The following is a 15,061-nucleotide window of genomic DNA, read 5'->3' as shown; positions in this document are numbered from 1 at the left end:
GGGTTCTCATGAAACGCTCCATGATCATTTGCCGATGCGAAGAAGTAACCCTCATTCAATTGGAGGCCGCATACGAGTCAGGATGCCATACTTCAAGGCAGCTAAAAATGAAAACACGGGCCGGTATGGGAGCCTGCCAGGGCAGGATATGCCGGCATCTCCTCGAAACCTGGGTACATGCCAAAAATCCGGAGTCTCCCCCTGATTCGGAGCTGCTGCCCCACCGTCCTCCGGTGCGACCGGTGACCTTTGGCCAGCTGGCTAATGGTGAAGCGTAATGGAACGGATTACGAATCATCCGATTTTGGGTCCGCTGAAGGGGAGGAAGGAAGCGGTCAGCTTTACGTTTGACGGCAGAGAGCTGACCGGACTTCAGGGTGAGCCTATTGCCGCGGCACTGCTGGCCTCGGGGATTCGCAGACTGCGCAGGCATGAGGAGTCCGGCACCGCTCGCGGGCTGTATTGTGCCATCGGCCACTGTATGGAATGCCGGCTGAACGTGGAAGGGAGGGGGCAGGTGCGCTCCTGCCTTACCCCGCTCGAAGAGGGGATGCGGATTTCGGAAGGGCGGCAGCTTTCCAATGAAATTACGGGGAGGAAGCTGCCATGACGTCATATGATCTGTTGATTGTTGGAGCCGGTCCGGCGGGATTATCAGCCGCGGCAGCGGCGGCTGAGCATGGCTTAAGCGTAGCTGTGCTGGATGAATTCCCGCAGCCGGGCGGGCGCATGCTGGGACAGTTCCACGAGGAAAAAGGGAGATGGTGGGTTGGCAGACAGGTTGCAGAACAGCTGATAGAAGAATGCAGCGTCAAGGGAGTGGATATCCGCTGCGGCGTTTCCGTTCACAGCATGCTTCGGATTGAACATCGCTGGGTCGTAAGATCCACGGGGGGATCTTTCTCGGCAGCAAGGGTTTTGCTCGCCACCGGCGCCGCCGAAATTCCTCAGCCGACCCCGGGCTGGACGCTGCCAGGAGTCATGTCGATTGGGGCCGCCCAGGTGATGGCCAATGTGCACTATGTGAAGCCGGGACACCGCGGGCTAATCATCGGCGTGAACGTGCTCGCCATGGCGATTGCTCGCGAACTGTCCGTTAGCGGTATTTCGCTGGCCGGGATCGTGCTGCCAGAACAAAATTCCGTATTCGGTAAGGAAGCCCTGCCTAAAGAAGCGGTGAAACGTCTACTGGGCCTTGCTCATTTGGCACCATCTCCGCTGATGAGAATCGGAGGAAAGTTGGGCGCGAGCTTTGGGTTGGCTGGCGCGGTATCCTGCTTTTATCCACGGGGCGGGCTTAAAATATGGGATATTCCTTTACGGCTCCGCACTTCCGCGATATCCATTAACGGCGAACATCACGTGGAATCCGTGACGCTGGCTGATGTAACCGGGAGAGGCGAAATTATTCCAGGCAGCGAGCGGGAGGAGAACGTCGACTTTGTGGCCCTTGCCGGCGGCTTATCCCCGCTAGCGGAATTGGCCGCAGTGGCTGGGTGCCCTCTGGTGTATGCAGAGGAACTGGGCGGTCATATTCCGCTGCACAACGAGGAAATGCAGACGCCAGTAGAAGGCTTGTACGTCGCTGGCAATATTACGGGAATCGAAAGCGCGCTGGTCGCTATGGCTCAAGGCAGTGTTGCGGCGGCCGCCATTTGCCGGGATGCTGGAGTGCTGGGGAAGGATTGGGAACATAACCTGCTTGAAGCGATGGAGCATGTCCGCCGGATTCGCGCCGCTGCTATGATCCAATTTCATTCAGGCATTTCGGATGCCAGAGAGCAATTTTATAAGAAATGAAATGAGGAGCAATGAACATGAAAAAATGGTTATCCATGGCGCTGAGCTTTGCGCTGTTGTTTTCCTTATGTGCATTCCCGGCCGCGGCCGAGCCCGTGAAACCGGATTCAACCAACGGCGAGGCGAAGATCATTGACATTTTCGGAAGAACGCTCAACGATTACGGCGTCGAACTGGTAGACTGGCAGGGATACATCGCTAACCCGTATGTGAAACTGAACGTTGTTCCGCCGAAAGACGCCGCCTATCCACTTACGATTGACATCAAGGCCAAAGGCACCTCTCGCCTGATGATGGACCGGCCGAGCACCTTGAGCGAGACAGGGGCGGCAAAGACGCTGACGTTTCAAAATACCGGCGAAAGCAAGCACTTTCTGCTCGAAATTCATCCCGACCGAATCGGAGGCAACGGTGAAATCGAACATTATACGCTGGAGCTCACGGTCACGGATGCCAATGGCAATGTCCAAAAACAAACCACTCCGATTCGTGTATGGGACCAGGATGATGACAGAGAGCCGAGCCTGCCGCTGAAATTTGATTATAGATATGATACGATCCAGCCATATTTCAGCGATCCGTCGATCCGAAACGCCAGTGAGCAGGCAATCAAGGATTGGTTTTACTTCTTTGATATGGAGCCCTTCGATACCGTCCCGGCGATTTCGGAAGTCACCCGACTGCCGCAGGATAACTTTGACGGGCATATCTCCGTGACCAATAATGAGCCTTACAACGGAATGTGGATCTACCTCAGAGGGCTTAACGAGCCTTATTCCACTGGCGGAGCATCCGACAACGGGAAATATCATAAGCGTAACGGGGTGACGGTTCCCGACAGAATTCATCGTTCGCTTCTCACCATTCTGGACTTTTACGATACTGCAACGCCGTTTAGCTCGCTGGATGATGAGGAATGGTACCTGACGGAGATGTCCGACACCTCTACAGACGTGTACGGACTCATCATGCACGAATTCGGGCATGCGCTTGCATTTTCCCACAGCTGGAGAGGGATGGCTGCCTATAAACGCAGCGGAGGAACATCGGACAATATCGTTGCGTACCAAGGGGTTCCGGTTCCGCTGGATGACACCTACCATATTCCTGGGGAACCGCAATACTGGGACCGGATCAGCGGCCAGAATGGTGGCCGTACGCATCTCTTTCACAACAAGCGCTGGATGCTGACCAAACTGACGCTGTTGATTGCGGAAAAAGCGGGCTGGAAATTGAATCATACACTGACGCCTTTCCTTAGCCCGGCCATTAAAAACACCCCGGTTCCCAATGCTAAGCCAGGACAGAATTATGAGCTGAAGCTGCAGGCGGAAGGCGGAGTTCCTTTCTATGATTGGAATATTGCAGGGGGGACGCTGCCGGAAGGACTGACGTTGGACCGTTTTACGGGCAAGATTGAGGGAAAAGTATCCGGTGAGGCCAAAGGCAGCTACAGGTTTACGGTACAACTCCGGGATTATGACGAGAAGAGTGCCCCGGTTCAAAAGGAATTCACATTAAATGTCGGTCAGGGAGAGCTGGCCGGAAGTTACTTATTTGATGAAGAACAGGCCGAGGATTCCGGTATCGCTCTGGATTATTCCGGTGCAGGCCGTGATGCTGCCGTTTATCATGCTTCCTGGACGGACGGCGCAAGAGGCGGAGGATTGGGACTGAACGGCTCGTCAAGCTACATGAAGCTTCCGGATCGGATGCTGAAAGGAGCACACGACTTCACATTCTCTGCATGGGTAAACGTGGCCGGGAGTCCGGATACCTCATCCTCCGGAAACGCAGCCAACTTGCGCATTTTCGATTTTGGCACATCCCCAGGCAAATCCATGGCGTTATCCATCGAAGCTGGCGGAACGTTACGCTTGACGGCACCGGGCCCACAGGGGACGGGAGCCGTGAACGTTTTTGGCAGCGGCGTAACGTCCGGACAATGGCATCATGCGGCGGTCACCGTATCCGGAAGCACGGCAATCCTTTACCTGGATGGGGATGAGCTGGCCAGGACCTCGGATGTGAATCCAGGCAGCATCCGATCCTTTCTGAATGGAGCGAACAAGTATATCGGAAAGTCCGGGACGAACGAACATTATTTTGCCGGAAGTCTCGATGAAATCAAGCTCTATTCGCGTGCGCTGCTTGCGGCCGATATCGCTGCTCTTGCCGCGGATAAACCATCTCCGCCCGTTGTCGAACCGCCGGGACCGGTAAATCCAAACGTAGCGGTTGAAGGGAACATTACGGCCTCCTACGTCTCGCCTTGGGAAAGCCTGGTGGGACTAAATGACGAATCCGAGCCGACAAGCTCGGCGGACAGGGGACACCCGATTTACGGGAACTGGGATACTCGTGGGACCGAGCAGTGGGTGCAGTATGACTTTGACCGGCCGTTTACCCTCTCGTCAAGCGAGGTATACTGGTTTGCCGATCATGACGGGATCGATCTGCCAGCGTCGTTTTACATCCAGTATTGGACGGGAACCGATTGGGTGAAGGTGTCGAATCCTTCCGAATATGGCGTTCTTCCGGATCAGTATAATGTGACCTCCTTCGATCCGGTAACAACGACGAAAATCCGCCTAACCATGAAGGCCAAGGCAACGACATCCACAGGCATTCAACAGTGGAAGGTGATTGGAACATCCGCAAGCGAATAGGGGGGCATGACATGGTTTCAGTTAAAGAGGATGAAAGCATCGTAACCAAGGATATGGAAATGCTGTATTTAGGCAATCTGGCCACGGTGGAATTCGATCTCCGCTTGCCCCTGGAAGGGAAATACGGCTCAAAAATCAACTGGACATCAGGGGATTCCCGCTTTCTCCATGACGACGGCACGGTAACCCGGCCGAAATACGGCATTGGCAAACGCACGGTTCCGCTGCGCGCAACGTTTCGATATGGCGATTGCATCAAGGAAAAAGTCTTTGAAGTGACTATTTTAGAGGAAAAGAACCAAATTCGGGTGTCACGGATTTATCCGATACTGCTGAAAGAGGAAAAGGGGAGGCCGTTTTATTTGCCGACGGTCGCCGTGGTCGAAACGACCGAGGGCGAGATCATTTCCCATGCGGTGGATTGGGAACAGGAGGAGGCATGCATTGTTAATGAGCTCGGTCCTATCATGTTTAAAGGGGTCCTGAAAGACACGGCGATTCCGATAAGTGCGGAAGTTTGGATAGCAGCCGGACAGCTTGAACGGGAAACGATGGACACCACTCCTGCCGTGCACGGCTTTCCCGCTGATGCGGTGGCGCTGAAGGACGGGACCGTCTTTAAAGCGGCTCAGGACAGAAGCCTGGTCTTTTTGAGGAATGTCAATGACGACCAGATGTTATATAATTTCCGGGCTGCCGCCGGACTGGATACGCGCGGAGCTCCGGAAATGACCGGTTGGGATTCGCCCGACTGCTTGCTGAGGGGGCATACGACCGGGCACTATCTTTCCGCGTTGGCATTGTGCTATGCGGTTTCGGGGGATGGGGATATCAAGCGGAAGGCGGAGTACATGATCGCTTCGCTGGAAGAATGCCAGCAGGCTTTTGCAGGCCGAGACGGGATTCATGCCGGATTCCTCAGCGGTTATACAGAGGAGCAATTTGACCAGTTGGAGAAGTTTACCCGCTATCCGGAAATATGGGCTCCTTACTACACCCTGCACAAGATCTTTGCCGGGTTGCTGGACTGCTACCGCCATTTGGGAATTCGTACGGCGCTGACGATCGCTGATCAGCTCGGCGACTGGGTGTATCACCGTTTGAACAGGCTCCCTAACCCCGTGCTCAAAACGATGTGGGGCATGTACATCGCCGGCGAATTTGGTGGCATGAACGAATCGCTTGCCGAGTTATACTCCATAACACATAAGCCCGAACATTTGGCGGCGGCCAACCTGTTTGACAACGATCGTCTGTTTGTGCCGCTGCGCGCGGGTATTGACGCCCTTGGCGGCCTCCATGCCAACCAGCATATCCCTCAGGTCATCGGCGCCCTGAAAATATTCCAGTCTACCGGGGAGAAGGTGTATTACGACATGTCTCGTTTTTTTTGGGAGGCCGTTACGGGCGCTCATATCTATTCGATCGGCGGCACGGGAGAAGGCGAAATGTTCCGGCAGCCAGGCAGAATTGGAGAGTATCTCAGCGATAGAACCGCGGAAACTTGCGCCTCGTACAACATGCTGAAATTGACGAAGGAGTTGTTTGTGTATCATCCGGCAACGGAATATATGGATTATTACGAGCGTACGATGTTTAATCACATTTTGGCCTCCTGCGATCATCAACCGACGGGAGGCAGCACGTATTTCATGCCACTGGCACCCGGCAGGACAAAGTCTTTTGACGTAGCGGGGAATACCTGCTGCCATGGCAACGGATTGGAGAACCATTTTAAATATTCGGAGGCGATTTATCATTACGATGAATCCGCGCTATATGTTAATTTGTTGATCCCTTCAACCCTCCATTGGCGGGAACGGCAGGTGAAGCTGGCGCTGGGCGCGGAGCGATACGATCCAGGTAAAGTGACGCTGCGGGTGGAGGGGACAGGGGCTTTTACATTGAAGATTCGTCGTCCTTACTGGGCCGGGCCGGATTGCGGCATGGAGATCAACGGCCAGCCAGCCGACATGGCTGACGACCCTGAAGGGTATATGTGCTTCAGACGGGATTGGCAGGATGGAGATGAGATCAAACTTTTCTTCGACTGCAGGCTCCGCGTGGAAACGGCGCCGGATCGGAAAGAACTGGTGTCTCTTGCGTATGGGCCGTACATTTTGGCTGCGCTCTCTGAAGAAAGTGACTATTTGCGGCTTCAGCTACGCGAAGATGCCCTTCAGGAAAGTTTTACCAAGGAAACCGGGCCGCATGGGTTCGCTTTCCGCTATGCCGAGGATGATTTGTTGTTCATTCCACTTGCGAATGTGTTTCACGAACGATATCACGTGTATATTGAACGGAATACGATGCTGCAGTAGGAGGAGAAATGAAGCGCACACTTTTGCAGTGTGCGTTTTTTATATTTGAACTTGAGGTCTGAAAGTGTATCAGGCGTGCGTGGTTACCCGGGGCGGATTTGACGCTTAGCCCCGATCTGCTGGACGCCGGAATGGGTGAATGTCTCCCGCGCAGGCGCTAAAGATAAGATCTTACCGAGCAGCGGCTGGCGAACGCCGGGCGCTGCTTCGTATAAGCCCTTTGATTTTGGAGGGCATTATTAATTCGTGGTCATCGTAGAGGCTCCGAAATCTTCAATGTCCACCTTCACCTCAAAGGTCACGGGTACGGTTGCAAAGACTTGATCCCAATGGTCCTTCACTTGTTCCCACATATCGGGGTGTTGAATTCGCAAGGCTTGGCCCATATGTGCTACCTCCACCCGCATTTTTTTCATCTTGGATACCGTTTGCTGTGCCAGCTCTTTGATCTTGTCCTGAACAACATCTGCTTCTTCGCGCAGTGTCTGATCCTTCATTTTATTCGCATCAGAAACAAAGCTTTCAGAAAGGCGACCCACCGATGAAATCTTCACATGGAACGAAATGTCGTTTTTATTAACGTGAGCCTGAATATTGCTTTTTGCTGATTTGATCTCATAGACGAAATCCCGTTGCGAACGGGAATCGGTACCTTTTACAATCCCACCTGTCAAATCTCCTGTAATCCATTGCAATCCTTCTACATCCATTTTATTCAGATATCCTGCATATTTTTGCGTTTCCCCCCTGATAACCCCTGCACCAGACAGTGTGATTCCATCCCTAATCCTGATGACGTTAGGTACCACGAAGCTGGACCTCGATTTTAGCGGTCCGATCACTTTGGCGAGAGTTACGGGCTTGACGAGACGATTGGTGTGGCTGCGGTTGTCAAAAAGATCTTTCAGCATGAAGGCTGGCGTTTTCCCCGATTTCATTTCCTTAAACACATCGCTTGCTGTGCCGGTACTTGTTAAGAGCAGAATACTCAGTCGAATGTCGTTATCCGCCAAATAAAAATCCAATAGTTCCTGAAGGGGAACTTTTTGAAGTAATTCCGAACTAATGACAATGGTTTTAAGGTGAAATCCTGCCGGAGACTGATTGCTGAGATAGGATTCCCTTGTCATTTCCATGATTGAATCGCCAAGCTCTTCTTCATTATAAAACTTGTTTCCCTGTGAAGGAGAGCCTGAACTGCTCCCTTCTTCCGGAAGGATGAACTGTACAGTTCTCCGGATCTGTTTTTTGGGAGGCTGCTGGTCTGTTTCCTCGGCCGACGTCTCTGTTTGCTGCGGTACCGCGTCCAATGCAATGCCTGCTTCCAAATTCCTCTCCTCAATGGGGGAACTGCTCCAGCAGCCAGCAAGCAGGAAGTAACATGTAATCATGCAGGAGTATCTCAAGCAACGCTTCCAACTCTTCATGGAGAATTCACCCGCCAACGTGAAATGAGAAGCAACAGCACAGGCAAGCATGAGAACAAGACCAGATTGGCCTTACCCATGTATGCTCCCAGAGCAAAAACTTCGTTGATGTCTTTAGGCAACTGGGAAATGAGGCAAATGAACGGCAAAATCAGGAACATGCTTATCCTGTAGGATAAATTGAAAATTTGGGAAACGCCTAAGGCCGCAGAATAGAAAATAATTGTAAATGTGGAGAAAATCTGAAGTACCCAGATAGCCAAGAGCAGGGATTCGAATCGTTCCAGCAGAAGATCTTCAAATTCCACGCTGCGGGCAAGATCGAAGAAAGGCCAGGTGCGGGTCAAAACTCCATCCAGGGAAAATACCCCAATACAAATGATTACGGCTGACGTATAAAAGATAACGGCAAGGCCGATCCCCCAGCTCATGACTTTAGCTGCTTTCTTGGGAGCCTGCATCCGACTCAATATGAACAGGAAACATTCGCTTCCGCTGAAGGCGAGTGTAGTGGATGGAATGCCTTTCATGATTGGTGTCCATCCCTTGGCAACGAGGGGACGAAGATTATTCATATCGAAAGCGGTAGATCCCAAAATATAGATAAGAATGAGAACGGTTATGGATATAGGAATAATAATCTGGCATAATCTCCCGATTGTGCTGATACCCTCCATGCACAAGTATAGAGATATCCAGACAAACCAAGCCAATATGGCCCATCCTGGTGTCCCCTCCAGAAGAAAGAAGGAAGCCATTTCTTCCATAGACCTTAACTCATAACTGGCAAGATGAATGTAATATAGAACGACGACAAGCCCGATGCATTTTCCGATAAGCTTACCAGTAATTTGTTGTACGTATTCATAGAAGGTGAAATGCGGATATCGTTGGCCGAGCAAGATAATGATCCAAGCTGTGCAGAAGCTGAATATGCCCCCCAGAACAACCGATATCCAAGCGTCGGCAGTGCTTACTTTGCTAATTATCTCCCTTGGCAGGATAAACAATTCCGCTCCAATCATGAAACAAAGAATAAGCGCTAGCGCCTGTAACGTGGTTAACTGTTTCGTTTCAGGAATTCCGGTTGACATCAGGAATGCTCCCTTCCATCTAATCTTTGCGTTTAGATTCCTTGGGCTTGAGCACCTCGGGACGATATTTCATGAATTGCAGAGGTACACGGATCACATAGTCTTTCCAGTCTTTCAAGGACTGGGGAACGGCCAGATTGACATAAGAAATGCCGAAGCTTTTCAGCTTGAGCATATGGACGACCAGGAAGAGAAAAGACATGATTACGCCATACAATCCGAACATCGCAGCGCTAAACATAATTGGAAAACGCAGCAGACGCATGGATAACCCTGCGCTGTACATTGGCGTTGCAAAGGAAGAGATGGCTGTCACGGCAACGACGATGACCAAAATGGGACTGACGATTCCTGCATTTACCGCAGCCTGTCCAATGATCAGTCCACCTACGATTCCCATGGCTGGACCGATAGGTTTAGGAAGTCGTAGTCCTGCTTCACGCAATACTTCAATGGCGATTTCCATGATCAATGCCTCAATGAGTGTCGAGAAGGGAACGCCTTGCCTTGTGGCGATGATGGAAACAACCAACTTGGTTGGAATCAGGCCGGGATGAAACGAAATAAATGAAATGTACAGGGCAGGAGCGAAAAGGGAAATGAACGTGCAGACAAAACGAAGGATGCGAATCAGCGAGCTAGGAAGCCATCGTTCATAATAATCCTCCGGGGATTGTAACATCATGGCATAGGTGACGGGCATTAACAGCGCATAGGAAGAACCATCCAACAATATGGCTACTCGACCTTCCAGCAAGGAACTCATAACCCGGTCAGGACGTTCTGTATTTTGTATTTGGGCAAATGGACTCAAAAAATTGTCCTCGATGAGCTGTTCCACATAACCGTTCTCCAATACTTCATCCACGTCAATGGTTCTTATACGCCGTTTGACTTCTGCCACCAACTCTTCATTGGCAATATCCTTGAAATATATAACCATCAACTTTTTTTGCACCCGCTTACCGACTTGATAGGACGTCATGGCAAGGCTTTTATTTTCTCCGTGTCTTCGCAACATGGCCGTATTATCGCTTAACGTTTCGGTGAAGCCGATTCTTGGTCCGCGAAGAACGGCTTCTGAGATGGGTTCCTCCACGGAACGGGTCTGGCCGCGAGAGCTTCCCAACAGCAGGGCACCTGGCATGCCTTCAACTAACAGCATGGTGGAACCGAACAGGACTTTTCGTAATGCTTGATGGACATCGACGATCCACTCGGTCTCCGAAATCAACAAGACTTGTTGCACAAGGTAATCCTCTAGCTTTTCATTTTTAATATGTTCATCTGTTAAGGGCTTACTTGCCCAGTCCAGAAGCGGCTTTAATATATTCTGGTCGAGTCCCGGTTTGTCGGTAAGACCGTCCACAAAAAACAAGATGCCTCGGGCTTTCAAATTTTGGAGAAAGATCGTTCTCTCGTTGACATCATCCATATCCAGAGCAGTTTTCCTGAATTTGTCCAGGTTAAGTTGATAGTCATCCGTATAAGAAAGTATTTCCTCATCTGATGCTGTCTGCGTATCGCCCGAGTCGAGTCCACGTTGGTCTTCCCGTTGTATTTCCTCTAATTTTTGTTTTCTTTGGCTGTAAGCCCCATCAAATATTTTAATTTGTCTGATGGTGAGCAGAATGAGCAGTGGAACAGCCGAAAGAAAAAAGACTTCCATTAGCACTCCCCATTTGGGTATATGGTTCAGGATGAATTGTGGCATCACAAGGCCTCCATTTCCAGAATATCCACGTTGGTTAATAGGGTTGCCAAAGATAACAAAATAATGCATTACTAAGGGGCAATACGTACTGTACCCATTTGCATTCTTGATTTAGGCACGCTGCTCAGTTTTTTGACGTAGATCGATATCCCCTTGTCCATTTCAGGTTAATAATAAGAAGGAAAGAAGATATTAACGATTCCAGCCTACAAAATGAGATATAATAATCGTATTGGGTACGTGAGATTTTACATAGCGTTAAAGTAAGAGACTAACGGAGCTGGCTGCGTAGACACAAAATGAGTCACGGTAATCAAGCGCTCCGGTGCCGGAGGAATGGTAATGATCAAGCTGTTGTACTACTTGAAGAAGTATCGGGTTGCCGCGATCGCTGCACTGGTCATGATGCTGATTGAGCTGGCGGTGGAACTGGCTCAGCCTTACCTGATCTCCAAAATCATTGATAATGGGATACAGCAAGGTGATCTGTCGGTGGTTTGGTTATGGGGCGGCGTGCTCGTAGGCAGTGCCGTTGTGGCATTTGCTGCTGGAATCGCCAGTTCATTTTTTGCATCACATGCGAGTTTAGGGTTTGGATATGATCTGCGGGAGAAGCTTTATGACAAAGTGCAAGCGTTCTCTTACGCCGTATTTAACCGATTCGCCACCTCATCGCTGATTACCCGATTAACCGGGGACGTGACCCAGGTACAGGATACGGTATTCATGAGTCTGCGGTTTATGACCCGTGTGCCGCTCGTGGTCATCGGAAGCATGATTATGGCCGTTATCGTGAACCCAAGGCTGGGCTTGCTGCTTGTGGTGATGGTACCTGTACTGCTCGTATTTGTCATCTGGATGATCAAAAAGGCTGCGCTGCTGTTCCGCAATGTGCAGCGCAGACTGGATGCCGTCAACGGGGTCATCCAGGAAAATCTGACAGGCATCCGGCTCATCCGTGTCTTCGTCCGGATGGGCCATGAAATCGAGCGCTTTGCCGGATTCAGCGGCAAGCTGATGAAGGGCACCATCTCCGCGCTGCGCCTGACGGAGACCACGATGCCATTCATGCTGCTCATGATGAATGGCTGCATCATCGCCGTCCTCTGGTTTGGACGGCGTGACATCTCCACCGGTAACGCAAGTGTCGGTGAAGTGGTCGCAGTTATCAATTATTTGCTCCGCACCATTGGGGCCATGTCTGCCTTGTCCTGGATTCTGGTGACCTTCTCCAGAGCCAGCGCTTCGGCGCAGCGGCTTAATGAAGTATTTGATACAGAGGATCCATCGGAGGCTGCTCAGAAGTCAGCTGCAGTACAAGACTCAGGGACTGGAGAGCACGTTAAAAGGGCTAACGCTGTTCAGGGTGCAGTTGAATTCCGGGGTGTAGGATTCAGCTATCCGAACAGTGATATTACGGTTCTGGAGGATATTACGTTCTCCGCCAAACGAGGGGAGCGCATCGCCATCATGGGTGCAACAGGATCAGGTAAATCCTCACTCGTACAGCTGATTCCTAGGTTGTATACCGAGGATCAGGGCAAGGTGTTCATTGATGGCACCGATGCAGACCAACTGCCAATACCTACATTGCGCGGTGCAATCGGTTACGTGCCGCAAGAGGTCGTACTCTTCACAGGTTCTGTGCGGGATAACATTGCCTGGGGACGGGAAGACGCAACGCTGGAAGAGATCAAGGAAGCCGCGAAGCGCGCCCAGATTCACGACACGATTGAGAAGCTCCCGAATGGATATGATACTCAGCTGGGTCAGCGCGGGGTTAACTTGTCCGGTGGTCAGAAGCAGCGTCTGTCCATTGCACGTGCATTGATCAGACGCCCGAGTATTCTGATTTTGGATGACAGCACCAGTGCACTTGATGTGGCAACCGAAGCGAGGCTGCTGGATGCGCTGGAAGAGCTGTCATGTACAACCTTTATTATCACCCAGAAGATCAGCTCAACGACCTCTGCCGATCTGATTCTGCTGCTGGACGATGGGCGCCTGATTGGACAGGGAAAACACGAAGACCTGATGGATTCGTCCGAGCTGTATCGCCGAATCTATGGATCACAATACGGGGAGGGTACACTGCATGTTCAAAGCGTTCATTGAACCTTTCCGTCAGCCTCCGCCGCCACTGGACCCTGAAGCGCTAAAAGCAGGGGGAGGTCGCAAGCCGAAGGCACGGGCCAAGAACTTGTCCGGTACACTGGGCCGGATCTGGACATATCTGGCTCGCCGCAAAGTGAAGCTGACGCTGGTGCTGCTGATGGTATTCGCCAGTTCTGCGCTGGCTTTGCTTGGTCCATATATGGTCGGTGTGGCCGTGGACAATTATATGGATGGGGAAGCCACAAGCTCCAGCTGGATAACGTTTTTGCTGGGTCTTGCAGCGGTGTACGTACTGTTCTCACTCACATCCTGGCTGCAAAATATATGGATGATTGAAATCGCGCAGGAGACCATTTTCCGGATGCGCTACGATCTGTTCTCCCATCTGCACAAGCTGCCCATTCCGTTCTTCGGCAAGCGTCAGCAGGGTGAGATTATGAGCCGGGTCACCAATGACATTGAAAATGTCAGCGGTACGCTGAACAGCTCGGCCATTCAGATTTTCTCCAGTGTGCTGACGCTGCTCGGAACGTTTGGCGTGATGCTCTGGTTAAGTCCATTACTGACCTTGCTGACATTCATCGTGGTGCCACTGATGGCGGTTGGCATGCGCTGGATTACGCGCAGAACCGGACCGCTCTTCAAGGAACGTCAGCGTAATCTGGGTGAACTCAACGGGTATATTGAGGAGACCTTATCGGGACAACGAATTATCAAGGCTTTTTCCCAGGAGGAACGGGTGATTCGCGGATTCGAGGAACGGAATACCCGGATCAGATTATCCGGTTTTTGGGCGCAGACCATTTCCGGCTTTATCCCCAAACTGATGAATGGATTGAACAACCTGAGCTTTGCAATCGTTGCAGGAATCGGGGGGATTTTGGCCATCCAGGGTTCAGTTACTGTCGGGGTAATTATCATCTTTGTAGAGTATGCTCGTCAGTTCACGCGTCCGCTCAATGACCTGGCGAACCAGTGGAATACGCTGTTGTCTGCCATTGCCGGGGCTGAGCGAGTTTTCGAAGTATTGGATGAGGATGAGGAAGCGAAGGATGAAGGGGCTGCGGTAGCACTAGAAAAGCTTGAGGGAGCGGTGCGTTTCGATAAGGTTTCCTTCGGATATGATGAGGGACGCAATATATTACATCAGATCAGCTTCGAGGCGAAACCGGGTGAGATGATTGCCCTGGTCGGGCCGACGGGTGCCGGTAAAACAACCTTGATTCAGCTGTTGTCTCGCTTCTATGATCCGACAGAGGGAATGCTGACCGTGGATGGACGGGACATTACCACCATTCGACGTGAAAATCTGCGCTCTCACATGGCGTTTGTCCTTCAGGATTCATTCCTGTTCCAAGGAACAATTCGGGAAAATATCCGTTTTGGCCGCCTGGATGCAACAGACGAAGAAGTGGAAGAAGCTTCAAGGCTGGCCAATGCCCATTCGTTCATCATGCGCATGAAGGATGGGTATGACAAAGTGCTTCAAGCGGACGGAAGCGGCATTAGTCAGGGTCAGAAGCAGCTGCTTGCCATTGCCCGGGCCATTTTGGCGGACCCGTCCATACTCGTATTGGATGAGGCGACCAGCAGCATTGATACTGTTACGGAGATCAAAATCCAGGAGGGATTACAGCGGCTGATGCAGGGCCGGACCAGCTTCGTCATTGCCCACAGGCTAAACACGATTCGTCAGGCAGACCGGATTCTGGTACTGAAAGATGGGCAACTGCTGGAACAAGGCTCGCATGATGTGCTGTTGGAGCAGGGCGGCTTTTACAGCGAACTGTATTACAGCCAGCTGCGCAAGAAAGCGCAATAGTAATAAAAGAGCAAGTACCTGAACCTGAGAAGCGTTCCAGTACTTGCTCTTTTTGCTGCTCCAAATGGGACATCCCCATTTTTGAGCAGCGATGGAAGA

General features: G+C 51.4%; 10 protein-coding genes. 7 read left to right on the top strand and 3 right to left on the bottom strand.

What is annotated here, in order from left to right; genetic code table 11:
- Positions 1-8 precede the first annotated feature (8 nt).
- From ABGV42_RS16360 to ABGV42_RS16340, 5 genes are read left to right on the top strand one after another with little or no spacing between them, the layout of a single operon-like run.
- Positions 9-278: a (2Fe-2S)-binding protein gene (locus ABGV42_RS16360; protein WP_347382583.1), complete on the top strand. Its 270-nt coding sequence runs from the start codon at positions 9-11 to the stop codon at positions 276-278.
- Positions 278-610, top strand: a complete 333-nt coding sequence (locus tag ABGV42_RS16355; RefSeq protein ID WP_347382582.1) for a (2Fe-2S)-binding protein — start codon at positions 278-280, stop codon at positions 608-610. The genes ABGV42_RS16360 and ABGV42_RS16355 overlap by 1 nt, the downstream gene beginning before the upstream one ends.
- Complete coding sequence (locus ABGV42_RS16350) at positions 607-1,800, top strand: NAD(P)/FAD-dependent oxidoreductase (RefSeq protein WP_347382581.1); 1,194 nt, start codon at positions 607-609, stop codon at positions 1,798-1,800. The genes ABGV42_RS16355 and ABGV42_RS16350 overlap by 4 nt, the downstream gene beginning before the upstream one ends.
- 17 nt (positions 1,801-1,817) lie before the next feature.
- Complete coding sequence (locus ABGV42_RS16345) at positions 1,818-4,469, top strand: LamG-like jellyroll fold domain-containing protein (protein WP_347382580.1); 2,652 nt, start codon at positions 1,818-1,820, stop codon at positions 4,467-4,469.
- Between the two features lie 11 nt (positions 4,470-4,480).
- A complete protein-coding gene (locus ABGV42_RS16340) occupies positions 4,481-6,790 on the top strand; it encodes a beta-L-arabinofuranosidase domain-containing protein (RefSeq protein ID WP_347382579.1) in 2,310 nt (769 codons plus the stop codon).
- Between the two features lie 239 nt (positions 6,791-7,029).
- On the opposite strand, the gene ABGV42_RS16335 is transcribed toward ABGV42_RS16340, so the two are convergent.
- Genes ABGV42_RS16335 through ABGV42_RS16325 form a run of 3 tightly spaced genes read right to left on the bottom strand, consistent with a single transcriptional unit; the run spans position 7,030 to position 11,025 of the window.
- The gene (locus tag ABGV42_RS16335; RefSeq protein WP_347382578.1) at positions 7,030-8,217 is read right to left on the bottom strand and encodes a Ger(x)C family spore germination protein; all 1,188 of its coding nucleotides are present in this window, start codon (positions 8,215-8,217) and stop codon (positions 7,030-7,032) included.
- Entirely contained in the window at positions 8,214-9,311 is a 1,098-nt protein-coding gene (locus ABGV42_RS16330) for a GerAB/ArcD/ProY family transporter (protein WP_347382577.1), read from the bottom strand. The genes ABGV42_RS16335 and ABGV42_RS16330 overlap by 4 nt, the downstream gene beginning before the upstream one ends.
- 19 nt (positions 9,312-9,330) lie before the next feature.
- Positions 9,331-11,025: a spore germination protein gene (locus ABGV42_RS16325; RefSeq protein ID WP_347382576.1), complete on the bottom strand. Its 1,695-nt coding sequence runs from the start codon at positions 11,023-11,025 to the stop codon at positions 9,331-9,333.
- Positions 11,026-11,367: 342 nt separating this feature from the next.
- Here ABGV42_RS16325 and ABGV42_RS16320 point away from each other — a divergent pair, with 342 nt between their 5' ends.
- Together ABGV42_RS16320 and ABGV42_RS16315 are read left to right on the top strand one after the other, a co-directional pair.
- On the top strand, positions 11,368-13,140 hold the full coding sequence (locus tag ABGV42_RS16320) for an ABC transporter ATP-binding protein (RefSeq protein ID WP_347382575.1): 1,773 nt from the start codon (positions 11,368-11,370) through the stop codon (positions 13,138-13,140).
- Positions 13,121-14,962 carry an ABC transporter ATP-binding protein gene (locus ABGV42_RS16315; RefSeq protein ID WP_347382574.1) on the top strand — a complete coding sequence of 614 codons (1,842 nt, stop codon included), beginning with the start codon at positions 13,121-13,123 and terminating at the stop codon, positions 14,960-14,962. Before ABGV42_RS16320 ends, ABGV42_RS16315 begins: the two co-directional genes overlap by 20 nt.
- Positions 14,963-15,061: the final 99 nt, after the last annotated feature.

The organism is Paenibacillus pabuli, from assembly GCF_039831995.1.
GTDB lineage: Bacteria > Bacillota > Bacilli > Paenibacillales > Paenibacillaceae > Paenibacillus > Paenibacillus pabuli_C.
This window is presented reverse-complemented; position numbering and strand designations above follow the sequence as displayed.